Annotated in this window: 16 protein-coding genes; 10 read left to right on the plus strand and 6 right to left on the minus strand. The window is 40.5% G+C overall.

The genetic code is table 11. The features are described from left to right. Positions 1-12: 12 nt before the first annotated feature. Genes IEE83_RS10125 through IEE83_RS10140 form a run of 4 tightly spaced genes read right to left on the minus strand, consistent with a single transcriptional unit; the run spans position 13 to position 6,105 of the window. A complete protein-coding gene (locus IEE83_RS10125) occupies positions 13-3,132 on the minus strand; it encodes an efflux RND transporter permease subunit (protein ID WP_194120473.1) in 3,120 nt (1,039 codons plus the stop codon). A 39-nt stretch (positions 3,133-3,171) separates the two neighbouring features. Beyond that, positions 3,172-4,227 (minus strand): efflux RND transporter periplasmic adaptor subunit, encoded by a 1,056-nt coding sequence (locus tag IEE83_RS10130; protein ID WP_194120474.1) that lies wholly within the window; start codon positions 4,225-4,227, stop codon positions 3,172-3,174. Positions 4,228-4,248: 21 nt separating this feature from the next. Next, complete coding sequence (locus IEE83_RS10135; RefSeq protein ID WP_194120475.1) at positions 4,249-5,577, minus strand: TolC family protein; 1,329 nt, start codon at positions 5,575-5,577, stop codon at positions 4,249-4,251. 54 nt (positions 5,578-5,631) lie between these two features. Continuing rightward, positions 5,632-6,105, minus strand: coding sequence for a MarR family winged helix-turn-helix transcriptional regulator (locus IEE83_RS10140; protein WP_194120476.1), 474 nt, complete (start codon positions 6,103-6,105; stop codon positions 5,632-5,634). Positions 6,106-6,373: 268 nt separating this feature from the next. Between IEE83_RS10140 and IEE83_RS10145 the strand changes: the two genes are divergently transcribed. The 6 genes from IEE83_RS10145 (at position 6,374) to kdpB (ending at position 13,682) form a co-directional block, all read left to right on the plus strand. Further along, positions 6,374-6,904: a gluconate 2-dehydrogenase subunit 3 family protein gene (locus IEE83_RS10145; protein WP_194120477.1), complete on the plus strand. Its 531-nt coding sequence runs from the start codon at positions 6,374-6,376 to the stop codon at positions 6,902-6,904. Between the two features lie 40 nt (positions 6,905-6,944). Beyond that, positions 6,945-8,660: a GMC oxidoreductase gene (locus tag IEE83_RS10150; RefSeq protein WP_194120478.1), complete on the plus strand. Its 1,716-nt coding sequence runs from the start codon at positions 6,945-6,947 to the stop codon at positions 8,658-8,660. Positions 8,661-9,136: 476 nt separating this feature from the next. Continuing rightward, positions 9,137-9,415 carry a DUF7674 family protein gene (locus IEE83_RS10155; protein WP_194120479.1) on the plus strand — a complete coding sequence of 93 codons (279 nt, stop codon included), beginning with the start codon at positions 9,137-9,139 and terminating at the stop codon, positions 9,413-9,415. Between the two features lie 295 nt (positions 9,416-9,710). Beyond that, the gene (locus IEE83_RS33575; protein WP_143072155.1) at positions 9,711-9,788 is read left to right on the plus strand and encodes a potassium-transporting ATPase subunit F; all 78 of its coding nucleotides are present in this window, start codon (positions 9,711-9,713) and stop codon (positions 9,786-9,788) included. Between the two features lie 46 nt (positions 9,789-9,834). Continuing rightward, on the plus strand, positions 9,835-11,523 hold the full coding sequence (gene kdpA / locus IEE83_RS10165) for a potassium-transporting ATPase subunit KdpA (RefSeq protein WP_194120480.1): 1,689 nt from the start codon (positions 9,835-9,837) through the stop codon (positions 11,521-11,523). Between the two features lie 116 nt (positions 11,524-11,639). Then, on the plus strand, positions 11,640-13,682 hold the full coding sequence (gene kdpB / locus IEE83_RS10170; RefSeq protein WP_194120481.1) for a potassium-transporting ATPase subunit KdpB: 2,043 nt from the start codon (positions 11,640-11,642) through the stop codon (positions 13,680-13,682). On the opposite strand, the gene IEE83_RS10175 is transcribed toward kdpB, so the two are convergent. Both IEE83_RS10175 and IEE83_RS10180 read right to left on the minus strand, forming a co-directional pair. Further along, entirely contained in the window at positions 13,683-14,090 is a 408-nt protein-coding gene (locus tag IEE83_RS10175; protein ID WP_194120482.1) for a PIN domain-containing protein, read from the minus strand. Continuing rightward, the gene (locus IEE83_RS10180) at positions 14,080-14,310 is read right to left on the minus strand and encodes a hypothetical protein (RefSeq protein ID WP_194120483.1); all 231 of its coding nucleotides are present in this window, start codon (positions 14,308-14,310) and stop codon (positions 14,080-14,082) included. The genes IEE83_RS10175 and IEE83_RS10180 overlap by 11 nt, the downstream gene beginning before the upstream one ends. A 43-nt stretch (positions 14,311-14,353) precedes the next feature. Here IEE83_RS10180 and IEE83_RS10185 point away from each other — a divergent pair, with 43 nt between their 5' ends. The 4 genes from IEE83_RS10185 to IEE83_RS10200 all read left to right on the plus strand — a co-directional run bounded on the left by IEE83_RS10185 (position 14,354) and on the right by IEE83_RS10200 (position 18,943). After that, entirely contained in the window at positions 14,354-14,914 is a 561-nt protein-coding gene (locus IEE83_RS10185; RefSeq protein ID WP_194120484.1) for a K(+)-transporting ATPase subunit C, read from the plus strand. Positions 14,915-14,994: 80 nt separating this feature from the next. After that, positions 14,995-16,086 carry a porin gene (locus IEE83_RS10190; RefSeq protein WP_194120485.1) on the plus strand — a complete coding sequence of 364 codons (1,092 nt, stop codon included), beginning with the start codon at positions 14,995-14,997 and terminating at the stop codon, positions 16,084-16,086. After that, positions 16,086-17,216 (plus strand): sensor protein KdpD, encoded by a 1,131-nt coding sequence (locus tag IEE83_RS10195; protein WP_194120486.1) that lies wholly within the window; start codon positions 16,086-16,088, stop codon positions 17,214-17,216. The genes IEE83_RS10190 and IEE83_RS10195 overlap by 1 nt, the downstream gene beginning before the upstream one ends. After that, positions 17,216-18,943 (plus strand): HAMP domain-containing sensor histidine kinase, encoded by a 1,728-nt coding sequence (locus tag IEE83_RS10200; RefSeq protein ID WP_194120487.1) that lies wholly within the window; start codon positions 17,216-17,218, stop codon positions 18,941-18,943. Before IEE83_RS10195 ends, IEE83_RS10200 begins: the two co-directional genes overlap by 1 nt. The last annotated feature ends 295 nt before the right edge of the window (positions 18,944-19,238 follow it).

Raw genomic sequence — 19,238 nt, forward strand, 5'->3', positions numbered from 1 at the left:
ACGTGAAATATTTTATCCGACACTCACTTGATGAGGCAGGACAACTTCCGGTTTCTTCTTCTCAAAACGTGCCTTAATTCTATCCACAACAAGATAAGCCGAAGGCACCAGAAGCAAAGTCAAAATCAGGGAACTTGACAATCCGCCAATAATTACCCAGGCCATACCATTTTTGGTTTCTGCGCCCGCTCCACTTGCAAGGGCAATAGGAAGCATACCGAAAACCATTGCAAGTGTTGTCATTAAAATCGGACGAAGACGTTCTTTTCCGGCTTCAACCAAAGCATCGACAACATCATGTCCCTGTTCTTTCAAATGATTCGTAAAATCGACAATCAAAATTGCATTCTTCGCAACCAGACCCAAAAGCATAATCATCCCGACAATTGCGAAAACGGTCAAACTTTCCATGGTTAATGCCAGAGCCAAAAGTGCTCCAATCAAGGCTACCGGAATTGAAAAGAGTACTACAAAGGGATAAACGACACTTTCGTAAAGTCCAACCATGATAAAGTAAACCAGCAAAATTGCGATAACAAGCGCCAGCCCAAGACTTCCGAATGCATCTCCCTGCTGTTGAAGCTGACCAAGATATTGGATTGTGATTCCTTCGGGTAGTTTCAGATTTGCTACTTTGGCCTGAATATCAGCACCCACAGTTCCCACTGGACGTCCAACTACCTGCGCGTTGACAGAAATAGAAGAAAGTCTGTCAATTCGCTGCAATACGCTTTCACCAATTTGCTCGTCAACTGTGGCAAATTGGGATAATTGAAAGGATTGTCCCTGATTATTGACAAAAAGTAATTGACGAATATCCGAAGCGTTCGTCCGGTCAAACTGGTCCAGACTCACCAGAATGTCATACTCTTTTCCATTTTGTTTGAATTTTGAACGGTCATCACCACGGAAACCGTTTTGCAGTGCAACTCCCACTTCCACTGCATTGATACCAAGCTGCGCCATCCGGTCACGATCCAGAATCACTTTGACCTCAGGCTTGGGATCCTGCACAGAATATTTTACATCCTGTGTTCCGGGAATGGATTCCGCTACTTGTTTTACCATCGCAGAAGCTTTTCTGATAGATTCAAGATTTGTTCCTTTTACAGCAATCTGGATAGGCGCCTCTGACGTTCCTACCAGACCCACAGGGCTTACCGTTACTTTGGTGCCCGGGATTTTTGCGATCTCTTCTTTTACGAGAACGCTGAAACCTTCGGTAGAAACAATTCTATCTTTTTTATCAATCAGCTTGACATTTAAAGTTGACAGATTGCTGTTAGACGAAGATGTCAGGTTATTGCTGCTATACCCGATATTGCTGAAAACGTTCGTTACTTCCGGATGTTTTAACAGCATTTGCTCAGCAATTTGCGTTACTTTATTGCTTTCATAAATTGAAGCGGTTGGGGCAAGTTCAATTTGAACTGTAAATTCTCCCTGATCCGTTGCCGGCATAAAAGCTGCTCCGATGAACCCTGTCGGAACCAATGCAACAGCACCGATTAGCAGAGCAAGCACGCCCAGAAATACATATCTTTTATGGCTCAAAACCTTTAAGAGAATCCGTCCATAAGCATTTTGTAAACGCGTCAGAAGATTTTCAAAACCAATATTCAGTCTACCCCAAAGAGAAGTTTTGCTCAACACTTCCAGTTTTCCAAAACGTGAAACCAGAAGCGGCGTCAGTGTAAATGAAACAAACAAACTCATCAAAGTAGAGAAAACGACTACCAGAGAAAACTCACGAAGAATATTACCGATCAATCCACCCGTCATGGCCAGGGGAACAAAAACCACAACATCCACCAGTGTAATGGCAAGGGCGGTAAAACCGATTTCGCTACGACCGTCAAGAGCTGCCTGCCAGCGGCTTTTTCCCATTTCAAGATGTCGGTTGATATTTTCCAAAACCACAATCGAGTCATCCACCAAAATACCTACAACCAGCGAAAGTGCCATCAGCGTCATCAGATTCAAGGAAAACCCTAACAGATACATCAAAATAAACGTAGGAATAATGGATGACGGAAGCGCAACCAATACGAAAAGCGACGAGCGGAAACTGTGCAAAAACAAAAGCATCACAACCGAAACAATCGCAACCGCAAGAAATAAATCTTCCACAACCGCATTTGCAGAAGCCAGCGTATAAGTAGATTGATCCGCAGCAATATTGAATTTCAATCCGGTTGAAGCATACTGTTTTTCAAGAGAAATAATTTTCGCTTTTACCTGCTTGCTTACCTCCACAGCATTCGCATCCGATTGTTTCAAAACCTGCAAACCAATGGAAGGTCTTGCATTAATGTGGTTAATGGCTGTTGGTTTTGTGGTAGCATCAACAACCTCGGCAACATCTTTCAGCTGTACTTCCCCGCCATCTTGTGTTCTGGAAATCACCAGATTTCTGAAAGCATTTGTGTTAGCAACCGAGGCGTCAAAACGAATTGATAATTGTGATTCTCTCGTTTCAAGCTGGCCGGCCGGATAACTTGTATTGGCATTATTGATTGCATTGGCAACCTGACCAATTGAAAGATTGTAGGCTCTCAATTTCTGGGCATCAACGTTAACCTGAATTTCTCTTTCATTTCCACCGATTAAATCAATACGTCCTACACCGGCAGCGTTTGAAAGCTGCGGTTTTAGTTCATCATCAATTAAATCGTAAAGTTTGGCTGGTGAAATATTTGCCGTCACACCCATCCGGAGAACCGGAAGTTCATCTGTTGAAGATTTGTTAATGGTAGGACGATCTGCTTCGTCGGGCAGCAAATTGATAATTTGTTCAACTTTCCGTTGTGCATCCTGTTGTGCAAGCGTCACATCAACACCATTTTTCAACTGAATCACAACAATAGAAGCACCTTCCTGAGAAGTGGAATTAATCCGGTCTAGTCCTTCGATGGAAGCCAATGCATCTTCAATTCTTTTCGTAACATTGGTTTCAACTTCATCTGCCGAAGCGCCACGATAAGTTGTTGAAACACTGATCACATTTGCCTCAAATTTTGGCAAAAGATTATATGAAAGCTGCTGGTAACTGATCACACCGAAAAGAATCAGTACGGTGAAAACAGTGGTAATGAGCAGCGGTCTTTTAACTGATAATTCGGTTATAGACATAATGGTATGTTTTAAAGATTTCCGAAATGTACTTCCGGTCTATTTTGAGATCTGCACGGGTTTTCCGTCTGTAAGATTTAACTGGCCCGTTGTAACAACCTGGTCGCCGGGCTGTAATCCGTAACGTACTTCGATAAGATCTCCCAGTTCACGTCCGATTGTGATTTTTCGCTGATGAGCCACATTGTTATTCACCACGTACACATATGGATTTTTGATACTTTCAACCAAAGCAATTCGAGGAATCTGCAAAGATGTTTCATGCGATTTTTGCGAAAAATCTACATTCACAAATGTTCCGGCTTTGAGTGGTCCTGCATTTGCCACAGTAATTTCTACCTGGTAACTATGTTCTTCATTTCCTCTTGGCGCGATGTAAGAAATTTGGCCCGGATAGATTTTACCAGAAAGTACGTCCGCACTAACTTTCACTTTTTGTCCCTCATGAAGTTGGTAAACATCTTTTTCATTTACCATAACCTGAACTTTCAGCCTGGAAACATCCAGGATCGTTCCCAAAACAGTACCGGCATTTACAAATTCACCAACCTCGATATCCTTTTTAACAATCCTTCCGCTTATCGGCGCTTTTACAGTCGCGTCCTGAATTTGCTTGGTGATTTGTTCCGCTTTATTTACAGCACTTTCATAATCGTATTTTGTCTGGTTTAGCTGTAATTCTGTCGTGGCATTTCCTGCGTAAAGCGTGTTGTAACGCGTAACATCTTTTTTCAGTTTGTCAATATTCAGCTGCGTAGCCTGCAAAGCCAATTGATTCAACTTATTATCAATCTGAATCAGCGTCGAACCTTTTGAAACCTGAGATCCGAGATCAAAATTCACATTTAAAACTTGTCCCTGACTTGTTGCCATGATGGAGGTTTCACGAAAAGGAATCAGATTTCCGGTTTTTAGCAGCATCTGGCTGACAGTATCTTCGCTTACTGAAATAACAGTTACCGGAATCGGGGCGTTGGAAATGCTTACCGGTTTATTTTTTTCGTCGATGGTTTTCTTATTGGAAACCAGCCGTGCGCCAATTAAAACTACAATGGCTAATACAGCTAGTGTTACGATTAATGTTGTTTTTTTCATTGCCTTGTACTATTTGTAATGTCAAAGTTGATTAAAGAAAGGTAGTAGCGTGCCCTGGGCTTGTTCCAGATCAAGCTTGGCCTGATAAAAATTGATCAGCGAATTCACATAATCAGTCTGGGCCTGACGGTAAGAATTTTCGGCGTTGATAAGATCGGTAAGCGGAGCAGTTCCCTGTTTATATTGAAGCGTGGTCATGTCGTATACTTTCCGTGCCAGTTTTACATTCCGGTCGTCATTTTCTACATTAATTTGAGATTGCTGAATCTGCGATTGGGAATTATTGAAGGCAAGGCGGTAAGATTGCACATTCATTTTCTGCTGTTCTTCCTGGGTAACGACCTTTATTCTGGCTTGCTGAATTTGCGCACTTCTGCTGAAACCATCGAAAATTGGAATATTTAATTTTAATCCGATCGTTCCAAATCCGATAAAGTTTTTGAAAGAATTGCCAAATTCATTAGTCAACGCCATTTGACCATAGCGCGCATTAAAACTTAATCTTGGCAAATATCCGGCCTTGATTCTTTCTTGATCAAGGCGGTTCAGCGTTAGCTGATTTTCGTTTAACTGAAAGCTGGCGAGATTTTTGGCATCAAACTGCGACTCAGCAACGGTCGGAATCTGGGTCAGCAAAAGTGAATCCTTCAACAATAATTCCTGCTCCTGGTCAAGTCCCATTTGATATTTCAACCGGTTCATGGCAAGTGTCAGATTGGTTTTTGCCAGTGAAAGCTGAGATTTATTACTGTTGTAATTAACATCTGTACGGTCATAATCAACAGGTTGGATTACCCCGTTATCGCGCTGTAATTTAAGGATATTGAGTACCTGCTGGGTTCTTTCAAGGTTATCCTGTAACAGTGAAATCTGCTGCTGGGAAACAAATACCTGATAATAATTCTTGGAAACCTGGTAAATGATTTCCTCCTGCGTTTGTCTTTCGTTTAGTTCAGCACGTTCCTGATTCGGTTTATTGGCTTTAATCCCGGTTAATAGCGACTGGTCAAAAATTACCTGCTCGGCAGAAGCTGTAAAATTGGTTTGGTATTTCGAACCAAGTGCAATTCGCGTAGGCTCAGGTCCGAAAATTCCGGCAGGCAAAACAGTTGTCTGCAATTTCAGGTTATCATCAAATGTACCAGTACCCGAAACCTGAGGCAGATAACCGGACAAAGCCTGACGCGACTGTTGCCGTGCATTTTCTTTTTGGTACTGCGCAATTCTGACAGTTCCGAAATGTTTAAGGCCATAATCGATACAATCTTTTAAGGACCAGGCGGTTTGTGCTTGTGTCAATGAGGGTAGTACAAGCAATACAAACAGTTTACAAAAAATTCTTTTTTTCATACTAATAGGTTGATGTGTCTACTGTGGATATATCAACTATATATCCAAATTTTTTTACTCTTTCATTACTTTTGAAATTTTGCTGACGATTGAGATCAATGAGTCAATTTCTTCTTGACTAATAGAGGCAGTCATACGTCTGTCGATATCTTCAATAGATTCCATCATTTTGGTCGCTACCATTTTACCGGCCGGCGTAAGCTCGATAAGGTTTTTACGGCGGTCGCTGGAATCACCTACAATTCTTACGTAACCGTCTCTTGCAAGCGTCTGGATTGACCTCTGGATGCCTCCTTTGTCCTTTTGCGTGAAATTTGCGATTTCCTGCTGCGATGGTGAATTCCCTTCGCGAAGGTAAACGACGAATAATATCTGAAGCTGTTCAACCTGCAAAGTGTAGCCCATTTTGGCCAGCTCTTTGTTGGTATTCCGGCCAACGAGGTGCGAAACAGTAATAATGTTGAACAACATCATCCGGCTCAAACGCTCATAATTGGCTTTATTCAGTTCTTTAATTTCTATATCCATGACACAAATGTAAAATAGGTAGACATATCAACCAAATTAATTAACTCAATTTTCTGAAATAATTTTTGAAGATTGAAAAAATATAGATATACCGGGAATTAGTTGAAGTAAATATTTAGAAATTGCGAAAAGCATTAGTAAAAAAGTTTAATTAAATCCTGTATTTGATTAACTTACGAAGTTATTTGTCTTATAGGACGACGGACTTGATATCCGTTTGACTTTCAATGACAAACCCTGGATCAATTATTAACCATTTTCTTTTGAGATGAATCGTAGAGAAGCCGTTCAAAAATTAACCCTTCTGATGGGAGGCGTTATTTCTGCACCTTTAATGGCTGGTGTAATGGGAGAAAAGCTGAATTTCGGGCCTTCTCTTGAAGTTTCTGCCGAGCAGGAAGCTTTGCTTGCGGAAATCGCAGATGTTATCATTCCAACAACAAAAACGCCGGGTGCCAAAGCTGCCGGAGTTGAAAAATTTATCACGCGTGTGATGCGGGATTGCTACGTTCAGGACGAACAGCAGAAATTTTACGCTGGTGTAGAAAGGATAAATAAAGACAGTCATGATCTTTATGGAAAAGGATTTGCTGCGTTGGATACAACTCAGAAAAATGAAATTGTAAAACGCAGTACAACGGCAGACAAGCCTTTCTTTTTGCAAATGAAGGGACTTACCGTTACCGCATATTTTACATCTGAAATAGGAGCGACCCAGGCGTTGGATTATTTACCAATTCCTGGACGTTTCGATGGCTCATATCCGATGAAAGAAGGACAAAAAACCTGGGCACTTTAAGATCTTAACCTTTCCAAATTTATTAAAAAGTATTATCACCATGGCGAATTTAAATGTTGATGCAGTAAAAGATATGACTTACGATGCTATCGTAATCGGTTCGGGCGTTTCGGGCGGATGGGCAGCAAAGGAGTTGACTGAAAAGGGATTAAAGGTTTTGATGCTTGAAAAGGGAAAGCCGCTGGAACACGTTACAGGTTACGAAAATGCGTTGAAAGCTCCCTGGGAAATGCAGTACAATGGTCGCCTGACTGTAAAGCAGAAGGAGACACATCCGTTTCTTTCAAGAGATTACCCTTACAATGAGATGACCGAAAAGTACTGGATGAACGATTCGGATTCTCCTTATGAAGAAAAGAAAAGATTTGACTGGTTCAGACCCAATATAGTAGGAGGGAAATCGATCATGTGGGGGCGCCAGTCGTACCGTTGGAGCGATCTTGATTTTGAAGCAAATTTGAAAGACGGAATTGCCGTTGACTGGCCAATCCGTTATAAAGATATAGCACCTTGGTATTCTTACGTTGAAAAACACGTCGGCATCTCTGGTGAAAAACTGGGCTTACCACAACTTCCGGACAGTGACTTTTTGCCACCTATGGAAATGTATCATGTTGAAAAAGAAGTTCGTAAAAGACTGGAAAAACAATTTCCGGGCCGTACGATGACGATTGGTCGTGTGGCAAACCTTTCGCAGCCGGATAAAATCCAGTTGGAAGGTGGGCGTTCTCCGTGTCAGTATCGTAACCGTTGTTCTTATGGTTGTCCATATGGCGCTTATTTCAGCACACAATCCAGTACATTGCCACCTGCTGTAAAAACGGGACTTCTGACGCTTCGTCCGGATTCTGTCGTGAGAGAAATTGTTTACGATAAAGCGAAACAAAAAGCTACCGGAGTAAAAGTGATCGATTCTGTTACTTTGCAGGAGCGTGAATATTTTGCCAAGATTATTTTCGTCTGCGCCAGTGCGATTGGTAGCACACTGGTTCTTTTGAATTCCACATCTGACCGTTTTCCAAATGGATTGGGAAATGATTCCGGAGAGCTTGGTCACAACCTGATGGATCACCATTTTCGTACAGGGGCGAGTGGTGTCTGGGAAGGTGATTTGGATAAATATTATTTTGGCCGTCGGGCTAACGGGATTTATGTTCCTCGTTATCAGAATATTGGTAATGACAAGCGTGATTACATCCGTGGATTCGGATATCAAGGTGGAGGCGGCCGTCAGGGATGGCAGCGTAATGTTGCTGAACTTGCCTTCGGTGCTGATTTCAAGGAAGAATTGACTACGCCTGGTCAGTGGACAATGGGTTTTGGTGGTTTTGGTGAAACGTTGCCCTATCACGAAAATTACATGTACCTGAATAAGGAGAAAAAGGACAAGTGGGGTATGCCTACTGTTGTTTTTGATGCTGATTTGCGCGAAAATGAATTGAAAATGCGTAAAGATATGATGCATGATGCAGCTGAAATGCTGGAAAAATCGGGTGTTAAAAATGTGAAGACATATGACAACGGATCTTATCTTGGTATGGCTATCCATGAAATGGGAACTGCTCGGATGGGTCGTGATCCTAAAACCTCGGTTTTGAATGGAAATAACCAGATGCACGCCGTGAAAAATGTTTTCGTTACAGATGGTGCTGCAATGGCTTCTGCATCTTGCGTGAATCCATCATTGACTTATATGGCACTTACTGCAAGAGCTGCGGATTTTGCGGTTAAAGAGTTGAAGAAGAAGAATATCTGATAGTTTTAGATTCAAAATTCATTTCCGCCAATCGAAATTCTTAGGATTTTTGTTGGCGGTTTTTTTTGCCCGATCATGCGTGGCGAATGGCATCCCCGTTCATTCGCCGCCACCGCGCGTGCCCAGGGTTGAAACCCTGCGCTACAATTTCGGCCGTGCCTACGGCATTTTTTTAACAAAATAATCCATTAACAAAATGCCGTCAGGCATGCCTGCGCGGCCCGGACCTACATCGTAGCCCCGGAATTTATTCCGGGGTTTAAGGATCTGTCATATCTCCATGATTGCCGTAGGTACGGTCCGTCTTTACCGTCAATCATTTTCCAAATTGATAAAATCATATCAAAATGATACGCCATTATCAGACTCTTTAACAAAAATATTATTGCAAATAATTGATAATCAATAAAATAATTTTTAAGTAAAATGCTGGACCATTGTTGGTATCTACCTTTTCATATTAATTCAAAAAAACAATGAAAAGGAAAATAACCAGAGGCATTTACAAGCAGATGCAAAAATTTGCAGACCTCACCCAAACCATGATTTCAAGAGGTAATATCTCCCGCGCGAAAAAATGCTTCGCAATTGCAGAAAATCTTTTTATCCATGGAAACAAAGAAACAAAAACTGCGATTTCCAATGTCTATCTCTATTCCGTTTCAGGAATGCTTGAACTCAAACATTTCAATACGGAAAATCTTCTTCCCAACAACTTGAAGAAGGAATATATCAAACAAATCAACGCATTCTAAGTCATGGAAAAGCTTGAAATCTTCCTTCATTTAAAACCTTTCATTCTGATAAAATCCTATCATTTTGAGTTGGTTTTATCAGGGGTCAGGTTGGTGTTTATGTTGTTATTTATCTGATATTTAATTAGTTAAGCTAACAACATGGAATGCGGAATAAGTTTGGTATTAATAAAAGCAAAACTCAATCACTCAAATAAATTTAAATAGTATGATCACAATCCTCTTAGTTTCTGCCGGAATTTTATGTTTCGCGCTTTTCTACAAAACTGTCAACTTCTTTGAAAATATATAAATCATGGCAGCGCTCTTCATTATCTCAATATGTGTGTTTGGTTATATCTGTTATGTGCTGATCAAACCTGAAAAGTTCTAACCGGATCCAAAACCGGAAAACGAAATCGAATTAAAAAATAGAAAAAATGAACACTGAATTATTTGGAATCATTGCCATGTTTGTCCTGACGGTTGTCTTCGCAATACCGATCGGCAAATACATCGCAAAAGTTTACGCAGGCGAAAAAACCTCCTTCGATCCTGTTTTTAACCCTATTGAAAAACTGTTTTTCAAGATAAGCGGCATTAATGAAAATGCCGAAATGAACTGGAAACAGCATATGTTTTCAATGATCACCATCAATATGGTCTGGTTTGTTTTGGGAATGTTTGTGCTAATGAACCAAGGTTGGCTGCCGCTGAATCCTGATGGAAACCCCGGACAAACAGCTGATCTGGCATTTAATACAAGTATTTCCTTCGTTGTCAATTGTAATTTGCAGCATTATTCTGGTGAATCCGGAGTTAGTTATTTGTCGCAGCTCTTTCTTATGTTCCTTCACTTTGTAACAGCAGGGACAGGTATGGCCGCGGCTGCCGTTTTGTTTATGGCTTTGCGCGAACGGACAACGGATAAACTTGGCAACTTTTACAATTTGATGGTAAAATCCTGTACAAGAATTTTACTTCCACTTTCTATTCTTGTTGCTGTAATATTGGCTTTCAACGGAACGCCTATGACATTTGAAGGAAAGGACACCATCATCAATATGCAGGGAGATACCGTTCAGGTTTCAACGGGTCCGGTTGCTGCGTTTGTCGCTATTAAACATTTGGGAACTAACGGTGGTGGATACTATGGTGCCAACTCAGCCCATCCACTTGAAAACCCTAACTATCTGACTAACATCGTTGAAATGATGGCGCAGATGATCATTCCTATTGCTATGGTTTTTGCTTTTGGTTTCTTTTTGAAAAGAAGAAAAATGAGCTGGATGATTTTCGGAGTCATGACAATCGGATTTTTGCTTCTTACAGTACCTACGATTATGTGGGAAAATGGCGGAAATCACGCGATCACGAAAATGGGTATCGATAACAGCGCCGGAGCTATGGAAGGTAAGGAAGTCAGGTTTGGTAGTACGGCCTCAGCCTTTTGGAGTATAGCTACAACCGTTATCTCAACAGGATCTATCAATGCGATGCACGACAGCTTCACACCGCTTTCCGGAATGACGCAATTGCTGGCCATGATGACCAATGCTTTTTATGGTGGTGTAGGAGCCGGTATGCTCAACTTTTTCATCTTCATTATTCTGGCGGTGTTTATCAGCGGATTGATGGTAGGTAGAACGCCCGAATTTATGGGCAAAAAAATTGAAGCCAGGGAAATGAAAATAGCCATGATCGTAGCTTTACTTCACCCATTTTTAATTCTGGTTGGTACTGCTTTGGCAGCGGCATTTCCTACGATTACATCTGCGACTCTCGCCAATCCAGGCTTCCACGGATTTACCGAAATGCTTTATGAATATACTTCGTCGTCAGCTAATAATGGTAGTGGATTTGAAGGTTTGGGTGACAATAATCCATGGTGGAACATCACAACTGGTTTTGTTTTGATCCTTTCCCGTTACATTCCAATCATTGGTCCAATCGCTATCGCAGGACTTCTGGCTAATAAAAAATACATCCCTGAAAGTGCTGGAACGTTGAAAACGGATTCTTCAACATTCGGAATTATGATTCTGGCCGTTATCGTGATTATCACAGCCTTATCCTTTTTTCCGGCTCTTACGCTGGGTCCGATCGCTGAGTATTTCACGCTGCGTTAAGAATCGATTTAAAAATAAAATTAAAAAGCTAACAGAAAAATCTGATCGGAAAATAGACGATCAATGATCAGAAATTAGCCAATACCTAATCGCTAACGGCTTAAAGCCTTAATGAAATGAAAAATCAAGATACGTCCTTATTTCAAAAGGACTTGGTTAATGAAGCCCTCAAACAGGCATTTGTAAAATTGAACCCCAAAATAATGTTCCGCAATCCTGTGATGTTCACAGTGGAAATCGGAACGGTAATTATGCTGGTGGTTAGTATATGGACTTTAAAGGGAGAAAAATCCCAGGGCAGTTTTGCCTATAACTTTACTGTTTTTCTGGTACTTCTTCTGACTTTACTTTTTGCTAATTTCGCAGAAGGAATCGCGGAGGCAAGAGGAAAAGCGCAGGCCGACAGCTTACGTAAAACAAGAGAGGAAACACCAGCCAGACTGGTTATCGAAAACAAACCGGGCTTCTCAGTTTCGACACGACAAGTTATGTCTGCTTCCATGAAAAAAGGAGATGTTTTTATATGCGAAGCTGGCGATAATATTGCGACAGACGGTGAAATTATCGAAGGTTTGGCAACGATTGACGAAAGTGCTATAACAGGTGAAAGTGCGCCGGTAATTCGTGAAGCAGGTGGTGATAAAAGTAGTGTGACAGGCGGTACCAAAGTGTTGTCTGACAAGATTAAGGTCATGGTAACAACAGAACCGGGCGAAAGTTTTCTTGATAAAATGATCGCTTTGGTAGAAGGTGCAAGTCGTCAGAAAACACCAAATGAGATTGCACTGACGATTCTTTTGGCTGGTTTTACGCTTGTCTTTATTATTGTCTGCGTGACGTTGAAACCATTTGCTGATCATGCCAATACACCAATTACCATCGCTGCTTTTATTTCGCTTTTCGTTTGTCTGATTCCAACGACAATTGGCGGGTTACTTTCAGCAATTGGTATTGCAGGTATGGACAGAGCGCTTCGTGCGAATGTGATTACCAAATCAGGAAAAGCCGTAGAAACTGCCGGAGATATTGATGTACTTCTTTTGGATAAAACAGGTACGATAACGATTGGTAACAGAAAGGCGACGAATTTTTATGCGGCCAAAGGCGTGACAGATAATCATTTTATCAAATGTGCGGTGCTAAGTTCAATCGCAGATGAAACACCGGAAGGGAAATCAATTCTGGAACTGGCGAATTTGAACCCGTCAACTTACGCTAATTTAAACAATCCGACTTTTATCAAATTCACCGCCGAAACCAGAAGTTCAGGTGTGGATTTTGATGAAACCAGAATTCGTAAAGGTGCATTTGATTCGATCAGAAACCTGACAACAAAAGCGGGTAACCATTTCCCAACTGATATTGAAGAAAAAACAAAAGCAATTTCAAATAATGGGGGAACGCCACTCGTAGTTTCTGAAAATGAAAAAGTACTGGGTGTGATTGAATTGCAGGATATTATCAAGCCTGGTATCAGTGAAAGGTTTGAACGTCTGCGTAAAATGGGTGTAAAAACTGTAATGGTAACAGGTGATAACCCTTTGACAGCCAGATTTATTGCTGAAAAAGCCGGCGTAGATGATTTTATCGCGGAGGCTAAGCCGGAAGATAAAATGAACTATATCAAAAGAGAGCAGGAAAGCGGGAAACTGGTTGCGATGATGGGTGATGGTACCAACGATGCGCCGGCACTTGCGCAGGCTGATGTTGGGGTCGCGATGAACAGTGGTACGCAGGCAGCGAAAGAAGCAGGAAACATGGTTGATTTGGATAATGATCCAACAAAACTGATTGAAATTGTTGAAATCGGAAAGCAGCTTTTGATGACGCGGGGAACGTTAACAACCTTCTCAATCGCCAATGACGTTGCCAAATATTTCGCCATCATTCCTGCCTTGTTTATTGCCTCAATTCCAGCGCTTCAAGGTTTGAATATCATGGATCTGAACAGTCCGGAAAGTGCAATTTTATCAGCAGTAATCTTTAACGCCATCATCATTCCTATACTGATTCCATTGGCTTTGAAAGGAGTTGCTTATAAACCAATCGGTGCCAGTGCATTATTGAGAAGAAACCTTTTTATCTACGGTTTAGGCGGAGTTGTCGTGCCTTTTATCGGGATTAAGGTGATCGATATGGTGGTGAGTATTTGGTTGTAATTATTGTAAAAAAGGATTGATAATGGTAAGCCGCTTTTCAATAACCAAGCCGTGTTGCATATCTTCGGAATACAAGGTAGTGCAACCGGCTTCCAAAGCGGAGGAAATTATCTTGGAGTCGAATGGTTGTAACAAATATTTATTGAAAATGAAAAGTACGTTGGTTATAACTGATTCATTCTCTGCTTGGATAAAGGAAGTGTTAGTTAATTCAGTAACAAATTGCACCGCAACGCTTCGTTCCAATTTATACTTTCTTAAACAAACATTTAAGCATTCGAAAACTACCTGGGGACTAATGAAAGGCACATTTTGCAGAAGTGATGAAGCAATCTCCTTCTTACGGCTGGCATTTAAATCAAGAAGATACAGTGCGATGTTGCTATCGATAAAAAAACTATCTCTCATTAGCCTCGTCCCGATCAAATTTAAAATCACTCATGTCAATTTGTAAAGTATTGAAGAATTGAACTGCATTTTGAGCCGCCTTCCTTTTGTTCAAATAAGCGGAATCAAGATTGTCATCTATCTCAAAAGCAATCACTTCCACCCCTTTATTGAGGAATTCAATAGGTAAGTTGATAATCAATTGAGAAGCGGTTTCGGCAACAAATACTTTGCGATACATAAGTCATGTGTTTATTATCAAAAATAACGAAAATTTAATTATCATGAAAACGAACCTATTTCCCGCAATCAAATTAACCATCATTACGCTGGTTTTCTTTGCCGGAGTTTATACAATCATCATCTGGGGAATTGCTCAACTTGCTCCAAACCATGGCAATGGCGAGGTGGTAACGCAAAATGGTAAAAAGTACTACACCAATGTTGGCCAGACTTTCACCGAAGACAAATATTTTAACTCCCGTCCATCTGCTGTGGATTATAATGCAGCCGGTAGTGGCGGTAGTAACAAAGCACCTTCCAATCCTGAATATCTTCAAACGGTTCAGGCCCGGATTGATACTTTCCTGGTACATAATCCGGAAGTCAAAAAACAGGAAATTCCCGTTGAACTGGTAACAGCAAGTGGGAGTGGGCTTGATCCGAATATTTCTCCAAATGCGGCATTGATTCAGCTTAAAAGAATTGCTAAAACCAGAAATATTTCTAGCGAAAGCGTCCAGAAATTAATTGAAGAAAACACAGAAGCTCCATTGCTTGGACTTTTGGGACCTGCAAAAGTGAATGTTTTAAAACTTAACATGGCGCTTGATCAGGTTAAATAGATGCTTGACTTACTCAACTTTATTAGCTTTAAAAATCTCAACAAAACATTAAGAGTTTAGTACACTTACCAAGAATAAAAATGAACAAATTAGTTTTAATTGCCGCTGGAATTTTTTCTATTCCGGTTATTGCTCAGGATACCATTTCAATTGAAAAATCAAAGCCAAACCCATTAACTTTTTCAGGTTACGTTGAAGCATTTTATAGTTATGATTTTAATCAACCAGCCAATCACGAACGGCCAGGATTTTTATATAATTTCAACAAACACAATGAAGTCAATTTAAACCTGGGACTTTTTAAGGTTAATTACAATACTGAGAATGTGAGAGCAAACCTGGCCGTGATGGCCGGTACTTATCCGCAATATAATCTGGCAGCAGAGCAAGGATTATTAAAAAATATCTATGAAGCCAATGTTGGAATCAAGATTTCAAAAAAGAATAATCTCTGGATCGACGCAGGAATCATGCCTTCGCACATTGGATTTGAAAGCGCGATTGGAAAAGATAACTGGAATTTGACACGAAGTATTCTTGCTGAAAATTCGCCTTATTACGAAGCGGGTGTGAAAATTGGTTTTACAAGTAAAGACGAAAAACTGTATGCCGCAGCAATGTATTTGAACGGTTGGCAACGTATCCAGAAAATTCCCGGAAACCAGACGCCTGCTTTTGGAACACAGTTGACTTATAAACCATCTTCAAATGCGACTTTAAATTGGAGTACCTATATAGGAAACGAACAGCCAGACAGTACGAAACAATGGCGTTATTTTAATAATTTTTATGGCCAGTTTCAACTTACGGAAAGGTTTGGTTTGACTGCCGGATTTGACATTGGAGTACAGCAAAAAAGTAAAGGAAGCAGCAGTTACAATACTTGGTATACACCGGTTTTGATTGCCCGGTATATGCCAAGCGAAAAAGTCAGGATTGCAGCCAGAGGTGAATATTATTCAGATGAAAAAGGAGTGATTATCAGCACGGGTACACCAAATGGTTTTAAGACTTTTGGTTACTCTGCCAACTTCGATTATCTGCCTGTACAAAATGTAATGTTCAGACTGGAAGCACGGGCTTTTAACAGCAAAGACGATATATTTACAAAGGATGGAAAGGCCGACAACCAGAATTTCTTTGTTACAACATCCGTTGCACTATCATTTTGATGACTGAAAAAGAAAACAACGTAAAACATTTTCTGGATCTGATCAAAAAATCCAGAAAAGGGAAGTTTAAAATCTACATCGGCATGAGCGCCGGTGTAGGTAAAACCTTCCGGATGCTGCAAGAAGCCCACACATTGTTGCGCAACGGCATTGATGTGAAAATCGGTTATATAGAAACACATAATCGCAAAGAAACGCACGATTTACTGGAAGGTCTGCCAATAATTCCCAGACGAAAACTTTTTTATAAAGGGAAAGAACTGGAAGAATTTGATTTGCAGGCTGTTATCAGTCTGAGACCTGAAATCGTAATTGTTGATGAACTGGCACATACTAACATTGAGGGCAGCAAAAACGACAAACGCTGGCAGGACGTGATGGAAATTCTGGATGCCGGAATCAATGTGATCAGTGCCGTTAATATTCAGCATATTGAAAGTCTGAATGAAGAAATCAAGCAAATCACCGGTGTTGAAGTGAAGGAAAGAATTCCGGATAGTGTTCTTCAACAAGCCGATGAAGTTGTTAATATTGACCTTACCGCAGACGAATTGATAACGCGTTTGAGAGAAGGTAAAATTTACGCCGCAGAAAAAGTCCCAACTGCACTTAACAACTTTTTTACGTCTGGAAACATTCTTCAATTGCGGGAATTAGCACTAAAAGAAGTTGCCAGCCAGGTTGTGAGAAAAGTTGAAACCGAAGTAACTTCAAGAAGTGTTACCGCATTAAAAGCAAATAAATTTATGGCGTGCATCAGCAGCAATGCGCAGACTTCCAAGATTGTTATCAGGAAAACCGCCCGGCTTGCCAGTTATTATAACAGTCCATGGGTGTTACTTTATGTACAAACGCCGAAAGAGAGTACGGATAAAATTGCACTGGACAAGCAGCGCCATTTGATAAATAATTTTAAGCTTGCAACCGAGCTTGGAGGCGAAATAATTCGAGTTGAAAGTCCGCATGTATCACGAACTATTATGGAAGTTGCCGAGCAAAGACAAATCACAACAATTTGTATTGGTAAGCCGCATATGAGTTTGTTTAAAGTAATTTTGGCTACCAATATCTTTAACCAGTTATTGAAAAAGCTATCTGTTTCCGAAATTGACCTGGTCATTCTGTCCTGATGAAAATAAAAACCAAATTAACCCTCGGTGTCGGACTGCTTTTTCTGATGATCATTATACTTTCATTGGTGGCGGCACGGTATATCAATGTATTAAAAAATGACACCGAAAATATTCTGGTAGATAATTACAACACACTGGAATATTCCCGTAACATGCTGCGCGCTTTGGATCAGACGCAACAGAGCAGCAAGGCATTTTTGACTTTTGAAGAAAATCTCAATAAACAACGAAAAAATGTTACTGAAATAGGAGAAAGGGAAGTGACGGATGCTATATCTGATCATTTGATTCAACTTAAACAGTCACCTTCCAACTTAACCTTACATCAGATTATCAGAAAGGATATTACAGAATTGATGCGTCTGAACATGGAAGCAATTCAGCGAAAAAGTGAAATTGCACAGCAAACAGCTCGTTCTGCCAATTTGTGGATTGTAATTACCGGAACATTATGTTTTCTGTTTGCCTTCACCTTGCTGGTTAATTTGCCAAGTAATATTGCCAATCCGATCAAAGAATTGACAGAAAGTATCAAAGAAATTGCCGCTAAAAATTACTCCCAACGTGTGCATTTTGGTAGTAAAAACGAGTTCGGTGAACTGGCCGGTTCCTTTAATACCATGGCTGAAAAACTGGAAGAATACGACAGCAGCAATCTTTCTAAAATACTATTTGAGAAGAAAAGAATCGAGACACTGATCAACAACATGCATGAGCCTGTTTTAGGGCTGGATGAAAATAAAAAAGTACTTTTCGCAAATGATGAGGTGCTTAAAATTTCAGGACTTCGCTCGGAGGATATTATGGGAAAGTCTGCCGTTGACGTAGCATTGCATAATGACTTGATTCGTTCGTTGGTACAAGGTCTGGTAACACCAAAATCAGATACTGAAAAGGAAAAACCGCTCAAAATATATGCTGACAACAAAGAAAGTTATTTTGAAAAAGAGATTGTAAATATTACGATTACGCCGACAGGAGAGAAGGAGAAGATCTTTATTGGTCAGGTGATTGTGTTGAAAAACATTACACCTTTCAAAGAGCTGGATTTTGCCAAAACCAATTTTATAGCCACCGTTTCACACGAACTGAAAACGCCGATTTCATCGATTAAAATGAGTGTTCAATTGCTGGAAAATAAACAAACCGGTGAAGTTAATGAAGAGCAAAAACAACTGATTGAAAGTATCAAAGATGATAGCAACAGACTGCTGAAAATTACCGGTGAACTGCTGAATCTCTCGCAAGTAGAAACCGGAAATATACAATTAAATATTCAGCAAAGCAGTCCGTATAAAATTCTTCAATACGCTATGGAAGCTGTGAAAATTCAGGCGGATCAAAAGCAGATTAAGCTTATTGCAAAAGCTGAGGAAGATTTACCGGAAGTAAAAGCAGATACCGAAAAAACGGCCTGGGTGCTCATTAATTTCCTGACCAACGCCATTCGTTATTCTTCTCAGGAAAGTAAAATTGTAATTGACGTTAAAAAGCAATCGGATAATGTTCTTTTTTCTGTAAAGGACGAGGGAAAAGGAATAGAAAGCCGTTATCGCGAGAAAATATTTGACCGCTATTTCCAGGTTCCGGGAAGCGCGAAAACGGGGACCGGACTTGGCCTTGCTATAAGTAAGGAGTTCATCGAAGCTCAGGGCGGAATTATTGGTCTGGATTCTGAAATTGGCATGGGAAGTACATTTTATTTTTATCTGAACAGGTCTTAGAACAGGGACTTACAACGTTAATTGAGGCTAATACTGACAGAGTGCTAACACCGATTTGCAATCGGTGTTGCATGGTCTAGCGTTTGCAACGCGAATTAATAGCTAACGAAATCTATCAAATCAGAAATTTAAAGCTCAATGACAAATCAAACAAATTCAATCTCCAACAATCCTTTAATTCCAGCATAATCTCTGGCAGAACTGAACAAATAATATTCAGCCTCTTCCACAATTTGGGCTCTCACAGGATTCTGATGTATATAATCTAGCTTCTGTTTTGTGAACTCATTGGTGA

It is taken from the genome of Dyadobacter subterraneus, assembly GCF_015221875.1.
Taxonomy (GTDB): Bacteria; Bacteroidota; Bacteroidia; order Cytophagales; family Spirosomataceae; genus Dyadobacter; species Dyadobacter subterraneus.

Coding starts and splice junctions, on each gene's coding strand:
- IEE83_RS10125 (WP_194120473.1), bottom strand. CDS start 3,132: ATGTCTATAACCGAATTATCAGTTAAAAGACCGCTGCTCATTACCACT.
- IEE83_RS10130 (WP_194120474.1), bottom strand. CDS start 4,227: ATGAAAAAAACAACATTAATCGTAACACTAGCTGTATTAGCCATTGTA.
- IEE83_RS10135 (WP_194120475.1), bottom strand. CDS start 5,577: ATGAAAAAAAGAATTTTTTGTAAACTGTTTGTATTGCTTGTACTACCC.
- IEE83_RS10140 (WP_194120476.1), bottom strand. CDS start 6,105: ATGGATATAGAAATTAAAGAACTGAATAAAGCCAATTATGAGCGTTTG.
- IEE83_RS10145 (WP_194120477.1), top strand. CDS start 6,374: ATGAATCGTAGAGAAGCCGTTCAAAAATTAACCCTTCTGATGGGAGGC.
- IEE83_RS10150 (WP_194120478.1), top strand. CDS start 6,945: ATGGCGAATTTAAATGTTGATGCAGTAAAAGATATGACTTACGATGCT.
- IEE83_RS10155 (WP_194120479.1), top strand. CDS start 9,137: ATGAAAAGGAAAATAACCAGAGGCATTTACAAGCAGATGCAAAAATTT.
- IEE83_RS33575 (WP_143072155.1), top strand. CDS start 9,711: ATGGCAGCGCTCTTCATTATCTCAATATGTGTGTTTGGTTATATCTGT.
- kdpA (WP_194120480.1), top strand. CDS start 9,835: ATGAACACTGAATTATTTGGAATCATTGCCATGTTTGTCCTGACGGTT.
- kdpB (WP_194120481.1), top strand. CDS start 11,640: ATGAAAAATCAAGATACGTCCTTATTTCAAAAGGACTTGGTTAATGAA.
- IEE83_RS10175 (WP_194120482.1), bottom strand. CDS start 14,090: ATGAGAGATAGTTTTTTTATCGATAGCAACATCGCACTGTATCTTCTT.
- IEE83_RS10180 (WP_194120483.1), bottom strand. CDS start 14,310: ATGTATCGCAAAGTATTTGTTGCCGAAACCGCTTCTCAATTGATTATC.
- IEE83_RS10185 (WP_194120484.1), top strand. CDS start 14,354: ATGAAAACGAACCTATTTCCCGCAATCAAATTAACCATCATTACGCTG.
- IEE83_RS10190 (WP_194120485.1), top strand. CDS start 14,995: ATGAACAAATTAGTTTTAATTGCCGCTGGAATTTTTTCTATTCCGGTT.
- IEE83_RS10195 (WP_194120486.1), top strand. CDS start 16,086: ATGACTGAAAAAGAAAACAACGTAAAACATTTTCTGGATCTGATCAAA.
- IEE83_RS10200 (WP_194120487.1), top strand. CDS start 17,216: ATGAAAATAAAAACCAAATTAACCCTCGGTGTCGGACTGCTTTTTCTG.